At 70.1% G+C, this 16,125-nt stretch carries 8 protein-coding genes and 5 pseudogenes; 8 read left to right on the top strand and 5 right to left on the bottom strand.

Going from position 1 to position 16,125, the window contains the following annotated elements; translation table 11 throughout:
* Nucleotides 1–57 precede the first annotated feature (57 nt).
* Nucleotides 58–1,462, bottom strand: a pseudogene (locus ABFB10_RS15825) (pyridoxal phosphate-dependent decarboxylase family protein).
* A gap of 191 nt (nt 1,463–1,653) precedes the next feature.
* On the opposite strand from ABFB10_RS15825, the gene ABFB10_RS15820 reads away from it, so the two are divergent.
* A complete protein-coding gene (locus tag ABFB10_RS15820) occupies nt 1,654–2,937 on the top strand; it encodes an O-acetylhomoserine aminocarboxypropyltransferase/cysteine synthase family protein (protein ID WP_347167236.1) in 1,284 nt (427 codons plus the stop codon).
* Here ABFB10_RS15820 and ABFB10_RS15815 read toward each other — a convergent pair.
* Complete coding sequence (locus tag ABFB10_RS15815; protein ID WP_347167235.1) at nt 2,919–3,677, bottom strand: SIMPL domain-containing protein; 759 nt, start codon at nt 3,675–3,677, stop codon at nt 2,919–2,921. The two genes, ABFB10_RS15820 and ABFB10_RS15815, sit on opposite strands and share 19 nt — an antisense overlap.
* 2,137 nt (nt 3,678–5,814) lie before the next feature.
* Here ABFB10_RS15815 and ABFB10_RS15810 point away from each other — a divergent pair.
* Both ABFB10_RS15810 and ABFB10_RS15805 read left to right on the top strand, forming a co-directional pair.
* Nucleotides 5,815–6,459 carry a hypothetical protein gene (locus ABFB10_RS15810; RefSeq protein ID WP_347167234.1) on the top strand — a complete coding sequence of 215 codons (645 nt, stop codon included), beginning with the start codon at nt 5,815–5,817 and terminating at the stop codon, nt 6,457–6,459.
* A 4-nt stretch (nt 6,460–6,463) separates the two neighbouring features.
* On the top strand, nt 6,464–7,309 hold the full coding sequence (locus ABFB10_RS15805) for a hypothetical protein (RefSeq protein WP_347167233.1): 846 nt from the start codon (nt 6,464–6,466) through the stop codon (nt 7,307–7,309).
* A gap of 216 nt (nt 7,310–7,525) precedes the next feature.
* Here ABFB10_RS15805 and hppD read toward each other — a convergent pair whose 3' ends face one another.
* The gene (gene hppD / locus ABFB10_RS15800) at nt 7,526–8,623 is read right to left on the bottom strand and encodes a 4-hydroxyphenylpyruvate dioxygenase (RefSeq protein ID WP_347167232.1); all 1,098 of its coding nucleotides are present in this window, start codon (nt 8,621–8,623) and stop codon (nt 7,526–7,528) included.
* 165 nt (nt 8,624–8,788) lie between these two features.
* On the opposite strand from hppD, the pseudogene ABFB10_RS15795 reads away from it, so the two are divergent.
* Nucleotides 8,789–9,231: pseudogene (locus ABFB10_RS15795) on the top strand (Lrp/AsnC family transcriptional regulator).
* A gap of 275 nt (nt 9,232–9,506) precedes the next feature.
* On the opposite strand, the pseudogene ABFB10_RS15790 reads toward ABFB10_RS15795, so the two are convergent.
* Nucleotides 9,507–11,946: pseudogene (locus tag ABFB10_RS15790) on the bottom strand (ligase-associated DNA damage response DEXH box helicase).
* Between the two features lie 232 nt (nt 11,947–12,178).
* Here ABFB10_RS15790 and ABFB10_RS15785 point away from each other — a divergent pair.
* Both ABFB10_RS15785 and ABFB10_RS15780 read left to right on the top strand, forming a co-directional pair.
* The gene (locus tag ABFB10_RS15785; RefSeq protein WP_347167231.1) at nt 12,179–13,228 is read left to right on the top strand and encodes a CaiB/BaiF CoA transferase family protein; all 1,050 of its coding nucleotides are present in this window, start codon (nt 12,179–12,181) and stop codon (nt 13,226–13,228) included.
* 25 nt (nt 13,229–13,253) lie between these two features.
* Entirely contained in the window at nt 13,254–13,928 is a 675-nt protein-coding gene (locus ABFB10_RS15780; protein WP_347167230.1) for a nitroreductase family protein, read from the top strand.
* Nucleotides 13,929–14,047: 119 nt separating this feature from the next.
* Here ABFB10_RS15780 and ABFB10_RS15775 read toward each other — a convergent pair.
* Nucleotides 14,048–14,979 (bottom strand): annotated as a pseudogene (locus ABFB10_RS15775) (aldo/keto reductase).
* Nucleotides 14,980–15,286: 307 nt separating this feature from the next.
* On the opposite strand from ABFB10_RS15775, the gene ABFB10_RS24210 reads away from it, so the two are divergent.
* The gene (locus ABFB10_RS24210; RefSeq protein WP_430523023.1) at nt 15,287–15,661 is read left to right on the top strand and encodes a type 1 periplasmic-binding domain-containing protein; all 375 of its coding nucleotides are present in this window, start codon (nt 15,287–15,289) and stop codon (nt 15,659–15,661) included.
* 21 nt (nt 15,662–15,682) lie between these two features.
* Nucleotides 15,683–16,022: pseudogene (locus ABFB10_RS15765) on the top strand (ATP-binding cassette domain-containing protein); the annotation flags it as partial.
* Between the last annotated feature and the right edge of the window lie 103 nt (nt 16,023–16,125).

Genomic DNA, 16,125 nt, shown 5'->3' with positions numbered 1-16,125 from the left:
AAGAGCCTTGCAAGGCTCTTGCAAATTTCTTCGAAGAAATTTGGCCCCTCGCGGAGGTCAGCGCATGATGCGGGCCATGCCGGTGATCGTGTAGAAGGCGGTTTCCGCATCCTCGCCGGTCATGGCGAAGGCGCCCGCCTGGAAGCGGATCGCCAGCCTGCCGTCCACCCGGGTCTGCGTCAGGTAGATGCGCCCATCCGCGTTGATCTGTTCCAGCAGCTTCAGGTTATGCGCGTCGTCGCCCCTGTGGCGAAAGGTAAAGAGCGACAGGACCGGCTCTGTCACGATCTCGAAGTCGGGCTCGCGCTCCAGCCGCCGGGCCAGCGCGCGCGACCATGTGACGTGGTTGCGCACCATCTGGCGCAGGTGTTCCAGCCCGTAGTAGCGCAGCAGGAACCACAGCTTCAGCGCCCGGAAGCGGCGGCCCAGCGGGATCGTCCACTCGGAATAATCCGTCACCTCGGCATGGGCATGGCTACGCAGATACTCGGGCCGGATCGCCAGGGTCTGGCGCAGGGCATCCGGGTCGCGCACGAAATGGGCCGAGCAGTCGAACTGCGCGCCCAGCCACTTGTGCGGGTTGAAGACCACCGAATCCGCCTTCTCGACGCCGCGCCACAGCTCGCGGAAGGACCGGCAGATCATCGCCGCGCCCGCCCATGCGGCATCGACATGCAGGTAGAGCCCCTGGTTCTCGGCGACCTCGGCCAGTTCCCAGATGCGGTCGCAGGCGCCCATGCTGGTGCCGCCCGTGGCGCCGACGATGCCCGCGGGCAGGTAACCATCCGCGCGGTCAGACCGGATCTGCGCCCCCAGCGCCGCGACATCCATCGGCCTCAGCGGATCGCCCGCGACCGTCGGGATCTTCACGAGGTTGTCCTGCCCGATCCCCGAGACCCAGGCCGCGCGATCCACCGACGTATGCACCTGGTCCGAACAATAGATCCGCACGCGCCGCTGCTCGGACAGGCCCTCGGCATTGCCCTTCCAGCCCAGCACCTTCTCGCGCATGACCAGCATCGCGGTCAGGGTCGCCGAAGAGGCGCTGTCCTCGGATCACGCCGTGAAAACCGAGCGGCAGCCCGACCGCCTGCCGCAGCCAGTCGATCATCCGCGTCTCCAGCTCTGTCGCCGCCGGAGAGGTCTGCCACAGCATGCATTGCGGCGCGATCTGCGCCACCAGCATCTCTGCCAGCATCGAGGGCGGCGCCGCGTTGGCCGGGAAATAGGCGAAGAAGCGGGGGTGCTGCCAATGCGTGATCCCGGGCATCACGATGCGGTCGAAATCCTCGAGGATCGCGGTCATGCTGCACCCCTCCTCGGGCGGGGCCTTGGGCAATTGCCCCAGCACCGCGCCGGGTTTCACGTCCGGGCGGACCGGACGGTGGCGCAGCTCGCGGTGATACCCGGCGCCGTAATCCGCCAGCCTGCGGCCCCAGTCCGCGAATTCGTCCCAGTCCATCGCCTGCGCTCCGCCCTCGTCCGTCCCTGTTGCGCAGCCTATGCGACTGCGGGTTCCCAGCCGGTTAACACCGGCCCCTGCGGTGATCCTGCAACCGGCGGGCACCGCGCGCAACCGGGCCATAACGCCGTTGTCCTGCCCTGCGTGATGACTTACCCCTATGCGGAAATTCACTGGTCAGGGAGGACATCATGACCGACGGCCCCAGCTACGGCTTCGACACGCTTCAGATCCACGCGGGCGCCCGGCCCGATCCGGCCACCGGCGCGCGGCAGGTGCCGATCTACCAGACCACCGCCTATGTCTTCCGCGATGCCGAACACGCCGCCGCGCTCTTCAACCTGCAAGAGGTCGGCTATATCTACTCGCGCCTGACCAACCCCACCGTCGCCGCGCTTCAGGAACGCGTCGCGACGCTGGAGGGCGGCGCCGGCGCGGTCTGCTGTTCATCCGGCCACGCGGCGCAGATCATGGCGCTGTTCCCGCTGATGCGTCCGGGTTGCAACGTGGTCGTCTCGACCCGGCTTTACGGCGGTTCGATCACCCAGTTCAGCCAGACCATCACGCGCTTCGGCTGGTCGGCGAAATTCGTGGATTTCGACGATCTCGACGCCGTGGCAGCGGCGATTGACGACGACACCCGCGCGGTGTTCTGCGAATCCATCGCCAACCCGGGCGGCTATATCACCGACCTCGACGCCATCGCCGCCATCGCCGACAAGGCCGGCCTGCCGCTGATCGTCGACAACACCTCGGCCACGCCCTACCTCTGCCGCCCGATCGAGCATGGCGCCACGCTGGTCGTGCATTCGATGACCAAGTACCTGACCGGCAACGGCACCGTCACCGGCGGTGTGGTGGTCGATTCCGGCACCTTCGACTGGGCCGCCTCGGGCAAGTTCCCCTCGCTGTCGGACCCCGAACCGGCCTACCACGGGTTGAAATTCGCCGAGACCTTCGGCCCGCTGGCCTTCACCTTCCACGGCATCGCCATCGGCCTGCGCGACCTGGGCATGACGCTGAACCCGCAGGCGGCGCATTACACGCTGATGGGCATCGAGACGCTGTCGCTGCGCATGGCACGCCATGTCGAGAACGCGATGCGCGTGGCCAGCTGGCTGGAAAACCACCCGGCGGTCGAGGCCGTGACCTACGCGGGCCTGCCCTCGTCGCCCTACAACGACCGGGTGGCGCGGATCTGCCCGAAAGGCGCCGGGGGCATCTTCACCATCGCCCTGAAGGGCGGCTACGACGCCTGCGTCAAGTTCGTGGATCTGCTGGAGATCTTCAGCCATGTCGCCAACCTCGGCGATACCCGCAGCCTGGTGATCCACTCTGCCTCGACCACGCACCGGCAGCTGACAGAGGAACAGCAGATCGCGGCGGGCGCGGCGCCCAACGTGGTGCGCATCTCCATCGGGATCGAGGATGCCGAGGACCTGATCGCCGATCTTGATCAGGCCCTGAAGGCCTGAACCTGAAAATCGGGGCGGGGGATCACCCCCGCCCCTGTTTCTGCCGCGCGGAGACCCCGCCCGCGCCCCTGCGTGCCCGGCGGGGTCACCCCCGCCCCGGCGCGATCACTCGGACCCGTGGTCCAGATCACCTGCACGTTGGACTGAACCATCGTTTCCCCTACCGCGACCGGCATCTTGCCGCGCGCCTCGAACATCATCGGAGCGCTCATGGGCATCGGGCGGCTCATGCCGCCCTCGGTGATCGAGCGGATCGGACCAAGCGACACACCCGCCGCCTCGGCATAAAGCTCTGCCTTGGCGCGGGCATCGGCGACTGCGGCCCGGCGTGCCTCGTCCTCGACGGGCCGCGGGTCCTGCAGGCCGAAGCTGAGGCCCGAGAAGTCGTTCGCGCCCGCCTCCAGCAGCGCCTGAAGCACCTCGCCCGCCGCATCGACGTCGCGCAGCGTGACCGAGAGCGTGTTGCGCGCGACATAATCCCGGTCGCCGTCCCGCAGCGAGCCGCTGTCATTGCCGTTCATCTGGTTCAGCGACAGCGCCGCCGTCTGCATGTCGCGCGGCTCGATCCCGCGCTCGGCCAGCACCGCCAGCAGGGCGTCCATATGGTCCGAGGCCTCGTTCATGGCGCGGGCCGCGCTTTCGTTGCGCGCCTCCACACCGACCCTCAACACCGCCTGATCGGGCACCGCCGCGATGTTGCCCTCGCCGTTGACGGTCAGGGTCTGCGCCTCCTCGGGCAAGGGCGTTCGTCGGCAGGGCCAAGGGGCTGGCCAGGGCCAGAAGTATCGCGAGATGTCGCATGAGAGCGCTCCAAAGTTGAAATCCTTCTGCAGATCATCATATTGTTCTCTGGAAACAAGGGGGCCGGTCCGGTCTTTCTGTGCTTCGGCAAAGAGTTGCCTTAGACTGTTCAGCATCCGGATAATGACTCCCGCGGGCCCTGCAGGACTGCTAAAGACCGCTCCATGATACCGAATTTCGCGCTCTCGCTCTCTTTCGACGGCATCGGTCTTCTGCGCCGGATGGGCCCCCGGTGGGCCCTGATCGCAGAGGTCGCCATCGACGACCCCGACCTCGACGCGGCCATGGCGGGCCTGCGCGAGCGCGCCGCCGCGCTTGACCCGCGCGGAACGCAGGTCCTGCTGATCATCCCGAACGAACAGATCCGCTATCTCGATCAGGCCGATCCCGGTGGCGCCGACGGCACGCGCGACGCCGCGATCCGGGCGGCGCTGGATGGCGCCACGCCCTACCCGGTCGCCGAGTTGACCCATGACCACACCCTGTCGGGCGGGCGGCTGCTGATTGCCGCCGTCGCGAACGAAACCCTGGCCGAGGCCGAGGGCTTTGCCGAGATGCACGGCTTCACGCCTGTCGGCTTCGCGGCGATCGCGCCGCAGGGGGCCTTCGACGGCACGGTGTTCTTCGGACGCGCCGCCTCGTGGCGCCGCGCCGCAGACCGCCCTGCCCGGGCCATCGAGATCGTCGCCGCGGACGAAGCCGCCCGGACACCGGTTGCCGTTTCTGCCGCACCCGCACCGCAAGAGCCCGCGCCGGTCCCGGATGCAGCCAAGCCTGCCCCGGCAACCGCAACGCTTGAGGCACCGGCAGCCGCAAAGCCGGAGGCACCGGCAACCCCAACACCCACGGCACCGGCAACCACAACGCCCGAGGCACCGGCAGCCGCAACGCCGGAGGCACCGGCAACCTCAACTCCCGAAGCACCAGCACCGGCAGCCGCAACGCCCGAAGCACCGGCAATCGCAAAGCCAGAGGCTCCGGCAGCCGCAAAACCTGCTGACCCCGCCCTCTCCAGTCCTGCACAGGCTGCCGACGCGATCCCCGAAAAGGCCCACACCCTGCCCCCCGGCACGAGGCGGCGCAAAGCGAAACCGCGACCGTCAAAGCACCGGCACCGACACCGGAGAAACCGGCGCAAAGCGCGACCGCAGCCCCCCAGCCCGCAGCGTCCAAGCCCGCGCAGCCGATGCCCGGGCCGCAACCTGCCACCCCCGACCCGGCGGCCACCGCTGGCCGCGCCGGAGGTAAGGCCACGGACCCCGCAGATCTGCCCCCCTGCCCGAGATGACGCCCCTCGACGACAACGACGCGCAGGGCAGTTTCACCTTGCCTCCGTCCGGGCCAAGCGGGACGAGACGATCCCTCCGGCCGCGCGACCGTTGAAACTGGGGCCGGATCCGGCTCGTCGCAGCGCCCCCGCTTCTCGCCGGTGGCCGCTCCGCGCGGCACCCCGCCCGCCGCCTCGGCCCAGACCCCGGACGCCGACCGTTCCGCCACGCCGCAGGCCGCGACCCTGCGCGCCGACCCGCCGGTCAAGCGGCCAGCCACCTCCGAGCCGCCCGCACCGGGCAAGGCCACGCCTCCGGTGACGCGGGCCGTTGCCGGGAAGGTCACGCCGCAGGCGGCCGTGCCCGCGGCCACACCCGGACCGGTGCCGCCCCGCGCCCCTGCCCCGGATGCCGCCGCCAAGGCCGCCGGGACACCGGCACCCGTGGCGCCCGCCGCGGCAAGGGACACCGCCGACGGCACGGGCCCCGTGCCGCCGCTGAAGACCCCGAGCGGGGCGCCAGCGCCGGGCGACAGATCGCCTGCGGCCCCCGCCGCGACAGTGCCCGAAGCCGCGCGCCCGGCCCCGAAACCGGCGCCCACCCCGGCGGCGAAACCGCCCGTCACGCAGGCAACCCCCGCAGGCGCGGCCCCCCGGCGGCAAAGCCTGCCGCCCCCGGCGCACCCGCCCCCATCGCGGCCCGCACCGCCGCCGAAGCCCCCGGCCCCAACCCGCTTGCGCGCCTCGCCGCGCTGCGCTCGCAGGGGTTGAACGCACCCGCCACCACGCCCGCCGTCGCCGCACCTGTGATGGCCCGAACGGCGGCGGCAGTCGCGGCCCTGCCAGCAGAGGACGCCGGTCGCTTCGCCTCTGCCAAACAGACCGGGCGCACGCTGACCTCCAGTTCGGAAGAACGCGAGCGCATGACCGTCTTCGGCGCCCGCAACAACGCCCCTGTCGGCGGCAAGCCCCGCTTCCTCGGGCTGATGCTGACCGCGGCGCTGCTGATCTTCCTTGCCGGTGTCGCCGCATGGGCCTCGGTCTTCCTCGACGACGGGCTGGCCCGTCTCTTCCGCAGCGCCGAGCCCGAGACACAGATCGCCACGCTTCCCGCCGACACCGACCTGCAGCCGGACACCGCGACAGGCCCCGACACGCCGCCGCAGTCCGAGGCCGCCGAGGCGCTGCGACTGGCGGCCCTCGACCCGGACCCCGAAGCGGGACCCGCGGCCCCGCAACCCGAGACGGCCCGCGACGGCCCCGCGGCGCCGGAACCGGCCTCGCCCGCGCTGTCGCGCCCGGTGGCGCCCCGCGCCCTGTCGCCGGAAGAGGCCGCCGCCACCTATGCCGCGACCGGCATCTGGCAGCGGGCCCCGGCCTCGCCGCTCACCCCCGGACGAAGGGGTCGAGGATGTCTACGTCGCCTCGATCGACCCGAGGGTGGAAAGCTCTGACGCGGTGGCCCTGCCGGCAGCCCTGTCGCCGACGGAGGAACCTCTGGTCGAGGACCCCGGCCTGCCGCCGCCCCCGGGCATGACCTTCGACATCGACGACCGCGGGCTTGTGCGGGCCACACCCGAAGGCGCGCTGACACCCCGTGGCCTGCGTATCTACGCGGGCCTTCCGCCTGCCGTGCCGCCGCTGCGCACGCCGCCCGAGGCCGAGCCCGAGGCAGAGGCAGAGGCAGAAGACGCCGCCCCCGATGCGCCCCCCGTGGCGGACCAACTGGAACGCTTCCGCGACCTGCGCCCGCGCGCCCGCCCGGAAGACGTGATCGAACAGCGCGAGCGGGCGACGCTGCAAGGCATTTCCCGCAGCGAGTTGGCGGCCTTCCGCCCCACCGCCCGCCCCCAGTCGGTCCAGGAAGAGGCCGAGGCGGCAGAGCCCGCCACCCCCTCGACCGCGCAGGCGGTGCAGGCCTCGCCGCCGCCGGTCCAGCGGCCCGGCAATTTCGCCGCCCTGGTGCGCCGCGCCGAACGCACACCGCAGCCGCAGGCCCAGGCGGAACCTGTGCAGACCGCCGCGGTTGCGCCGCGCACGGTCTCTCCGGCGGTGCCCTCAAGCGCCAGCGTTGCCCGCTCGGCCACCGTGCGCAATGCGATCAACCTTGGCCGGATCAACCTGATCGGCGTCTACGGCACCCCCAACAACCGCCGCGCCCTCGTGCGGCTGGCAAACGGCAAGTACCAGAAGGTCAAGGTCGGCGACCGGCTGGACGGCGGGCGCGTCGCCGCCATCGGCGATGCCGAGCTGCGCTATAGCAAGGGCAGCCGCACTATCACCCTCGACATGCCGGGCGGCTGACCCGAAAGGCCCGCGCCCCGCTTGACCACGCCGCAGCGCACAGCTCCCGGCCCCCTTCCGCCCCCCTCTTCTCTGGTCCCGAAATACCTCGGTGAGCGCGAGAGGCAGCGCCTCTCGCAGGCGCGCAGCGCCTCCCCCGTCCCCAATCCGCGCAAAGAAAGAGGGCGCCCCCAAAAGGGACACCCTCTCCTCCTCCCTGCCGGACGGCGGGCTGTCTTATTCCGCCGCGTGCAGTTCCCCGTTGTCGATCTGCTCCTGTTCGATCGACTCGAAGAGCGCCTTGAAATTGCCCTCGCCAAAGCCGTCGTCACCCTTGCGCTGGATGAACTCGAAGAAGATCGGCCCGATCACCGTCTTCGAGAAGATCTGCAGCAGGATGCGGGTCTCGCCCCCGTCCACGACCCCTTCGCCGTCGATCAGGATGCCGTGCTTCTTCATCCGCTCGATGGGCTCTTCGTGGTCCGTGACCCGCTCGTGCGAGAGGTCGTAATAGCTGTCGGGCGGCCCCGGCATGAACGTCAGACCGTTCCCGGCAATCGCATCCGTCGCGTCGTAGATGTCCTTCGCGCCGACAGCGATGTGCTGGATGCCCTCGCCCTTGTACTTCTTCAGATAGGCCACGATCTGCCCGGTCTCGCCCCGGTCCTCGTTGATAGGAATGCGGATGCGCCCGCAGGGCGAGGTCAGCGCCCGGGAAAACAGCCCGGTGAACTTGCCCTCGATGTCGAAGAAGCGGATCTCGCGGAAGTTGAACAGGTCCCCGTAAAAGCGGAACCAGGTGTCCATATTGCCCTTGAAGACATTATGCGTCAGGTGGTCGAGATACCAGAAGCCGACGCCCTCGGGCTTCGAGGTGGCGATCCAGTCGAATTCCTCGTTGTAGGGCGAGGTCGCGTAATACTGGTCGGTGAAGTAGATCAGCGAGCCGCCGATGCCCTTGATCGCGGGCCAGTCGACGGTCTTGTCGGCGCCCTCGTAGGGCTCGGCGCCCAGCTTCACCGCATGCTCGAAGGCATGCTGCGCATCCACCACCCGCCAGGCCATCGAGGGCGCGCAGGGGCCGTGTTCATCCACGAAACGGTCCGCGAAGGAACCCTTCTCGGCGTTCAGCACATAGGTAATGTCGCCCTGCTGCCAAAGCTCGACCTTCTTCGTCTTGTGATTGGCCACATGGGCATAGCCCATCCGCGCAAAGAGATCGCGCAGCTCCTGCGGGTCCGGATGGGCAAATTCCACGAATTCGAAACCGTCGGTGCCGGCGGGGTTCTCATCGGTGATCGTCGCCTGCGGGGCGTCGTGCGGGAAGGGTCCCATGGCGCTCTCCTCCTGTGCTCTTCGCGTTTGCGTCCCCTGCAGTATAACTTTACCCGGGCGCGAATTCCGCGCATTCTGGCCAGGATTGACACAGATCACGCGCAGATCACGCGCCGAAAGGGACAGCCATGACACGATCACGCATATCCCTCGGATGCCACCGACATCGCCCTGCTTCAGGCGCTGCAGAAGAACGGGCAGGCCACGGCACAGGAGCTGGGCGACACCCTCAACCTCTCGGCCAGCCGAGGCCGGGCGCCGCCGCCAACGGCTGGAAGAGCGCGGCGTGATCCAGTGGCTACCGCGCACGCCTCGACCCGGCGCGGCTGGGACTGGAGGTGCAGGCCTTCATTCAGGTGCAGCTCGCCCGCCACGGCGAGAAAGAGGGCACGGGCTTCACCCGACTGCTGCGCACCCGCCCCGAGGTCATCTCGGCCTGGACCATGACCGGCGAAGCGGATTACCTGCTCAGGGTCTTCTGCGCCGACCTGCCGGGCCTGAACCGCCTGATCCACGAGGTCCTTCTTGCCCATCCGGCGGTCTCGCGGGTCCACAGCCAGATCGTCATGGACCAGCCGAAAGGCGACGCGCCCCTGCCGGTGGGCTAAGGCGCCGCCCCATCTTGCAAAGGCCCGTGCCAGGCCAAGCCCGCTGGCGCCTCGATCCGAAACCGGCATGGGCATCGGTCCACGCCCCCCGGCGGCGCGACGCCCTTCCTTCTTCTGTCCGGAAATATCCTCGGGGGTCCGGGGGCAAAGCCCCCTACCGGTCGCCTGCCGTCAGGCAGGCGAAACACCGCGCCCCTGCCGAGACTTCCCGGCCTGCCCGATCCGGTCCGGGACAGGGTTCACCGGGGGCCCGCGCGGCACGGCCAGTGCCGCCGCTAGAAAGGCCCCCGCCAGCCGCGCGGTTTCGCCTCGACCTGCGCCAGCCCGGACGCCTCCAGAAGGCGCGTGACCTCCTCTTCCAGCAGGCGTTCGTCCGCGGCGCCCCGGATCGGCACGCGGCCCGGCTCCAGGAACAGCGGTGCGGCCAGCGGCGTCACGCGGCTCAGGGCCATGTGGTCGATGCGGCCCGCAATGCGGTCCTGCATCTCGCGGATGCGGGCGAAATCCACCAGCCCGCGCATCGCCTCTTCGCGGGTGATCTGCATCAAGAGGTGATCCGGATCGTATTTCAGCAGCGTGTCGTACAGGATGTCCGAGGACATGGTCGCCTGCCGCCCGCTCTTGCGCTGGCCGCCGGTCTGGCGCTCGATCAGCATGGCGATGGTGGCGCTGGCGCGAAAGGTCCGCTTCATCACCGCGTTGCCCGCCAGCCAGCCGTCGAGCCCGGCCTCCAGCGCCGCCGGATCGAAGAGCGGCGCCGGGTCCGTCACCCGGTCCAGCCCCCAGATCAGCGTGGCGTAATCGGTGGCGACAAAGCCCATGGGCGCCAGCCCCATCTCTTCCATGCGCTTCGTCAGCAGCAGCCCCAGCGTCTGCTGCGCGTTCCGCCCGGCAAAACCGTAGGCCACCATCTGCTGGCGCCCGTCATGCGGAAAGGTCTCGACCAGCAGCCGCCCGGGTTCCGGCAGGCGGCTGACCGCGCGCTGAAGCGCCAGCCACTCGGCGGTATGGGCGGGCAGCTCGGGCCAGTGCTCCTGCCGGAACATCCGCAGGATACGCTGCGACAGCTGCGTCGAGGTGGCGAACTTGGTGCCCATGAAGGTGGCGATCTTCGGCTTTTTCCCGGGATCGCGGGTCACTTCGACGGTCAGCTCGCGCAGGCCCTCGTAGCGCACGATCTGCCCGCCGATCAGGAAGGTGTCGCCCTTGGTCAGGCTGGCCGCAAAGCCCTCCTCGATCTCGCCCAGCGGCGCCCCCCGCGCCCCCGCCACTTCACCTTCAGCGTATCGGTGTCCTGGATCGTGCCGACGTTCTGGCGGATACGCACCGCGGATCGCGGATCGCGCAGCTGCCACAGCCCGTCCTCGCGCTGTTTCAGCCGCTGCCACTGGTCGTAGGCGCGCAGCGCATAGCCGCCGGTGGCGCAGAAATTCAGGCAATCGTCGAAAGAGGCGCGGCTCAGCCCGGCATAGGGCCCGGCGCTGGCCATTTCCCGGTACAGCGCATCGGCCTCGAAAGGGCCAGAGGCGGCGGCGATCAGGATATGCTGGCACAGCACGTCACGCGGCCCCGGCCCGCGCGGGTCGCCGTCGAGGTCCTGCGCCTTCACCGCCTCCGGGGCCGCCACGCATTCCACCACCTCGAAGCGGTTGGCCGGCACCAGCAGCGCCTTGGAGGGCGCGTTGTAGCGATGGTTCGCCCGCCCGATCCGCTGCACCAGCCGCTTGACGTTCTTCGGCGCGCCGATCTGGATCACCAGATCCACGTCACCCCAGTCGATGCCCAGATCCAGCGACCCGGTGCAGACGATGGCGCGCAGCTCTCCGCGCACCATGGCGGCCTCGACCTTCTCACGCTGACCCCGATCCAGCGAGCCGTGGTGGATGCCGATGGGCAGGGCCTCTTCATTGGCCAGCCAAAGATTGTGAAAGAAGATCTCGGCCTGCGCGCGGGTGTTGTGAAAGATCAGCGTGGTCCTGTGACGCCTGACCGCGTCCAGCACGGCGGGGATGGCATAGGCCGCGCCGCCCCCGGCCCATGGCGGCGCCTGATCGGTTTCCAGCATGCGGATGTCCGGCTCCGGCCCCGGATCGGCGGTCAGGATCTCGCAGGGGTCGGGATGGTGCGCCAGCAGCGCCGCCACTGCCCCCGGATCCTCGACCGTCGCCGACAGGCCCACCCGCCGCAGCCCCGGCGCCAGCGCCTGCAACCGCGCCAGCGCCAGCATCAACTGGTCGCCGCGCTTCGACTCGGCCAGCGCGTGGATCTCGTCCACCACCACCCGTTGCAGGCCCGCAAAGGTGCGCGCCGCATCCTCGTAAGAGGTCATCAGCGCCAGCGACTCGGGTGTCGTCAGCAGGATATGCGGCGGATCGGCCCGCTGCCGCCGCTTCTTCGCATAGGATGTATCGCCGGTCCGGTCCTCCACCCGGATCGGCAGCCCCGCCTCCTCGATCGGGATCAGCAGATTGCGCCGGATGTCCGCCGCCAGCGCCTTCAGCGGGCTGACGTAAAGCGTGTGCAGACCGGGCCGCCCCCCGCGGCCAGCTCGGTCAGGCTCGGCAGGAAGCCCGCCAGCGTCTTGCCGCCCCCGGTGGGCGCAATCAACAGCAGCGCCGGCGCGCCCGCCCGCTCCAGCATGGCACGCTGATGGGGATGCACCGACCAGCCGCGCCGGTCGAACCATCCCTGCAAGGCTTCGGGCAGATCCATCATCGCCCTGACATAACGCGGCCCGAACAAAAGGAAAACGCCCCGCGCTGCCACCCCGCCGCAAAGGCGCCGCTGGCCCTCTCTCTCCCGCCCGTTCAACAAATCCGCTCGATCAGATCCCCCCTCTGCTTCTCTGGTCGTCCAAATACCTCGGGGTGAGGCCCGCAGGGCCGAGGGGCAGCGCCCCTTTCCTTCCCCGGCCAAATGCGCTTCCCTCGGCGGTGGAGGACACCCCATGCTCGCAGGCATCCGCATCGTCGAATTCGAGGCTCTTGGCCCTGCGCCCTTTGCCGGGATGCTGCTGGCCGATCTGGGGGCCGAGGTCACGGTGGTTCACCGAAGCGGCGGCTCCCCGGCTCCGGGGGCGCCCGCGCGCAACCTGCTCGACCGGGGCAAGCGCTCCATCGCGCTGGATCTCAAGGCACCCGGGGATCTTGCCGTGGCGCGCGCGCTGATCCGCGACGCCCACGGGCTGATCGAGGGGCTCCGCCCCGGCGTGATGGAGCGTCTGGGCCTTGGCCCGGACCCCGCCCGCGCCCTGAACCCCGGGCTGGTCTACGGGCGCATGACCGGATGGGGGCAGGACGGGCCGCGCGCGCAGCAGGCCGGGCACGACCTGACCTACCTCGCGCTCAGCGGCGCGCTGTTCTACGCGGGCCTGCCCGGGGCGGTCCCCGCCGTGCCGCCGACGCTACTGGGCGATATCGGCGGCGGCGCGCTGTATCTCGCGCTCGGCATGCTGGCCGGGCTCATGCAGGCGCAGCAGAGCGGCAAGGGCTGCCTGGTCGATGCCGCCATCGTCGACGGCACCAGCCACATGATGGCGCTGCTCCGGTCGATGGGTCCGGGGTTCTCGAGTGCCGCGCGCGGCGCCTCATTGCTGGACGGGCCGCACTGGTCGCGCTGCTATGCCTGCGCCTGCGGGGGCCATGTTGCGGTGCAATGCCTCGAACCGCAGTTCTACGCGGCCTTCCTCGACCGGCTGGGCCTGACCGGCGATCCGGTCTTTGCGGCGCAGCACGACCCCGCCCAATGGCCGCGCCAGACCGCCCGGCTTGCGGGGCTCTTCGCGCAACAGGACCGTGCCCATTGGGCGGCGCTCTTCGAAGGCAGCGAGGCCTGTGTCGCACCGGTGCTCTCCCCGGACGAGGCGGCGCGGGATCCGCATATGGCGGCGCGGGGTCACGGCCAGCCGGAGGGGCCGGTGCCGGCGCCGCGCTTCGACGGCGCAATGCGCCGCCCCGGCCCGCCCCCGCGCGCGGAGAGCACGGGGCCGAGATCCTGACAGAGCTGAAACGCAAGGGGCTGCTATGACCGAAACCGATGCCGAGAGGCTGGGGCGCCTGCTGCGCAGCCGTTACTCATGCCGCGCTTTCGCCCCCCGCCCGGTCGAGCCCGCCCTGATCGACGCGGCGCTGGCGGATGCGCAGCATGTCGCCTCGTGGTGCAATTCGCAGCCCTGGCAGGTGATCGCCTGCGGCGCGCCGGAGACCGCGCGGCTGGCCGAGGCGCTTTACGCCCACGTGGCCGAGGCCCCGCATGCCAGCGACATCCCCTTTCCCACCGCCTATGAGGGCGCCTATCGGGACCGCCGCCGCCGCTGCGGCTGGCAATTGTACGAGGCGGTGGGGGTGCAGAAGGGCGACCGCGCCGCCTCTGCCCGGCAGATGCGCGAGAACTTCCGCTTCTTCGGCGCGCCGCAGCTGCTGCTGATCACCACCCCCGTGGCGCTGGGGACCTACGGGGTGCTGGATTGCGGGGCCTATGTCTCGGCCCTGCTGACGGCCCTGACGGCGCGCGGCATCGGCAGCTGTGCCATGGCCTCGATCGCGGGCTTCGCCCCCTTCGTGCGGGACTGGTTCGACCTCGCCGGGGATCGCGACGTCCTGTGCGGGATCGCCGTGGGATATCCGGATGCCGATCACCCGGCGAACGGTTTCCGCACCGAACGGGCCGCGCCGGGTGAGGTGGTGGACTGGCGGTGACCTTCGGTCTTCGGCGGGGATGGCGGAGGGGGCTCTGCCCCCGCCTTCGGCTCCCCCGGGATATTTCCGGACAGAAGAAACCGGGGGCCGGTGCGACGATCCGGCCCGGCCCTGCGGGTTCAGCGTTCCTCGAGCCGGTCGGTCGCGGGGGGGCGTCGGGCTGAGGCTTGAGAGGCGATCATAGAGGGCATCCTCCATCGCGTAGCGCATGCCCTCCAGCGAGGGGCGGAGCTGCGCGACCGAGCGGGCCGAGAGGATCGGGTGCGGCTGCGCGGGGTGGCGGGCGGCCCAGTGCCACGGCCAGCGTGGCGGAATGGGTGCCGAGCTCCTGCGCGACGTTTTCCAGCGCGGCGGCGGTGTCGAACATGTTGCCCTCGCCGTAGCGGCGGGCGTATTGGTCGTTTTCGGTCAGGCGCCCGGTTTCGCCGCGCGCGTATTTGCCGCTGAGCAAGCCGCCGCCCAGCGGAGAATAGGGCACCGGCACGATGCCCTCCGAGGCGCACATCGGCAGGATCTCGACCTCGGCCTGCCGTTTCACCAGGTTGTACATGGGCTGGATCGCGTCGATCCGGGTGCCGAAGCTGGCCGCCACCGCCTGCGCCTTCATCACCTGCCAGGCGGCGTAGTTCGACACGCCGATGTAGCGGATCTTCCCCGCCTGCTGAAGTTCCGCGAGGGTCTGGAAGGTCTCTTCGAGCGGTGTCTCCGCGTGCCAGCGGTGCATGTAGAACAGGTCGACCACATCCATGTCCAGCCGCTTGCGGCTGCCCTCGAAGCTGTCGAGGATGCCCGCGCGGGTGCCGCCCCCGGCCATGTTCGCCTTGGTGGCGATAAAGAGATCCTCGCGCCTCTCGGTTGCGGCGAAGCGGCCCAGCAACGTCTCGGACGCGCCCTCCGTATAGACATAGGCGCTGTCGAAATGGCTGAGACCGGCGGCGCGGCAGGCATCGTAGAGCGCGCGGCTGGCGGTCTCGTCGGCCTTGCCGCCGAACTGCATCGTGCCAAAGGCGAAGCGGGCGGGCGTGGCGCCCGAGAGCGTGGTCATGGTCATGGCCCGGACGGTGGCACGGATCGGGGCAGAGGAAAAGGGCTGACATGTCACCGGGCCCGGCGCGGCTTCTGTCCCCGATCCGGCGAAGCGCGCATGCGCCCCTTCGCAGGCTCCGATGCCCATCCTGGCGGCGCGGCGCCCGCCCCAGCGTAACAGGAAACCCGGCCCCGCCGGCCCGCGTGGCCTGCGGCGGCGCGCCGGTGTTCAAGGGGCCAGGTAGCGGGATACCCGTGATGGCGAACGGGACGCGGATGCCGAGGAATGCCTTCGGCCACCTGCCCACATCCGCGCGGGCGGAGCCGGTCGGATGCACCATCCCCGCTGCCGACGGCACCGCGCCGGGGGCCATAGGGGCCGTGTCCTGCCGCTGGCCGGGACCCGGAAGGCCGGCAAGCGCCGCCGGAACGACCTGTGCCCTTCCGGCCAGCTGCAGCGAGGCGCCCCGGCCTGGATCCAGGTCGCGATGCTGGCCGAAGAGGCCACCAAGACCGGCGCGGTGACCTACGCCACCATCGTGCGGGACTACGCCAACGGTCAGGATGCCATCGCCGCCTTCAGCGAAGACCTGACGCGGCTGAAGCCCGAGGTCGCGTCCGTCGCCAAACAGTGGCCCGCGCTGTTCAACATCGACGCGGGCGCCGAGGCGCAGGCCATCGAGCGCGCCAAGCCCGATGCCATCTAGAACGTGACCTTCTACCGCTCCCCCAACCTCGGCGCGCGGCGCGGCCACCGGGGCAGGTTCTTGTCGAGCGGCGAACAGCAGATGCTGAGCATCGCGCGGACGGTGATGGGCAACCCGATGCTTCTGCTGCTGGAGGAACCCTCCGAGGGCATCGCCCCGGTCATCGTCGAACAGATGGGCGACCATCCTCCGCCTCAAGGCCGAGGGGCTGACCGTGATGATTTCCGAGCAGAACCTGCGTTTCGCCCGCGCCGTGGCCGACCGCGCCATCATCATCGAAAGCGGCGTGAAGCAGTTCGACGGCACCTTCGCCGACCTCGAAGCTCAGCCAGAAATCCGCGATGCCAACCTCTCGGTCTGACGCGGCGGGCCATGCCGAAGGCCGGTCTCTGGCATGACGCTGCCCGGCGTGCCCGCCGGGCGGGCCATTTCTGCGACGCCAGAAGCAAACACTGAGCAACGGA

The organism is Ponticoccus litoralis (assembly GCF_039769985.1).
GTDB classification, from domain to species: domain Bacteria; phylum Pseudomonadota; class Alphaproteobacteria; order Rhodobacterales; family Rhodobacteraceae; genus Ponticoccus; species Ponticoccus litoralis.
This window is presented reverse-complemented; position numbering and strand designations above follow the sequence as displayed.

Excerpts from the sequence above, each read along its gene's own strand:
- hppD (WP_347167232.1), bottom strand. The coding sequence starts at position 8,623 with ATGGGACCCTTCCCGCACGACGCCCCGCAGGCGACGATCACCGATGAG.
- ABFB10_RS15780 (WP_347167230.1), top strand. The coding sequence starts at position 13,254 with ATGACCGAAACCGATGCCGAGAGGCTGGGGCGCCTGCTGCGCAGCCGT.
- ABFB10_RS15785 (WP_347167231.1), top strand. The coding sequence starts at position 12,179 with ATGCTCGCAGGCATCCGCATCGTCGAATTCGAGGCTCTTGGCCCTGCG.
- ABFB10_RS24210 (WP_430523023.1), top strand. The coding sequence starts at position 15,287 with ATGCACCATCCCCGCTGCCGACGGCACCGCGCCGGGGGCCATAGGGGC.
- ABFB10_RS15820 (WP_347167236.1), top strand. The coding sequence starts at position 1,654 with ATGACCGACGGCCCCAGCTACGGCTTCGACACGCTTCAGATCCACGCG.
- ABFB10_RS15810 (WP_347167234.1), top strand. The coding sequence starts at position 5,815 with ATGGCCCGAACGGCGGCGGCAGTCGCGGCCCTGCCAGCAGAGGACGCC.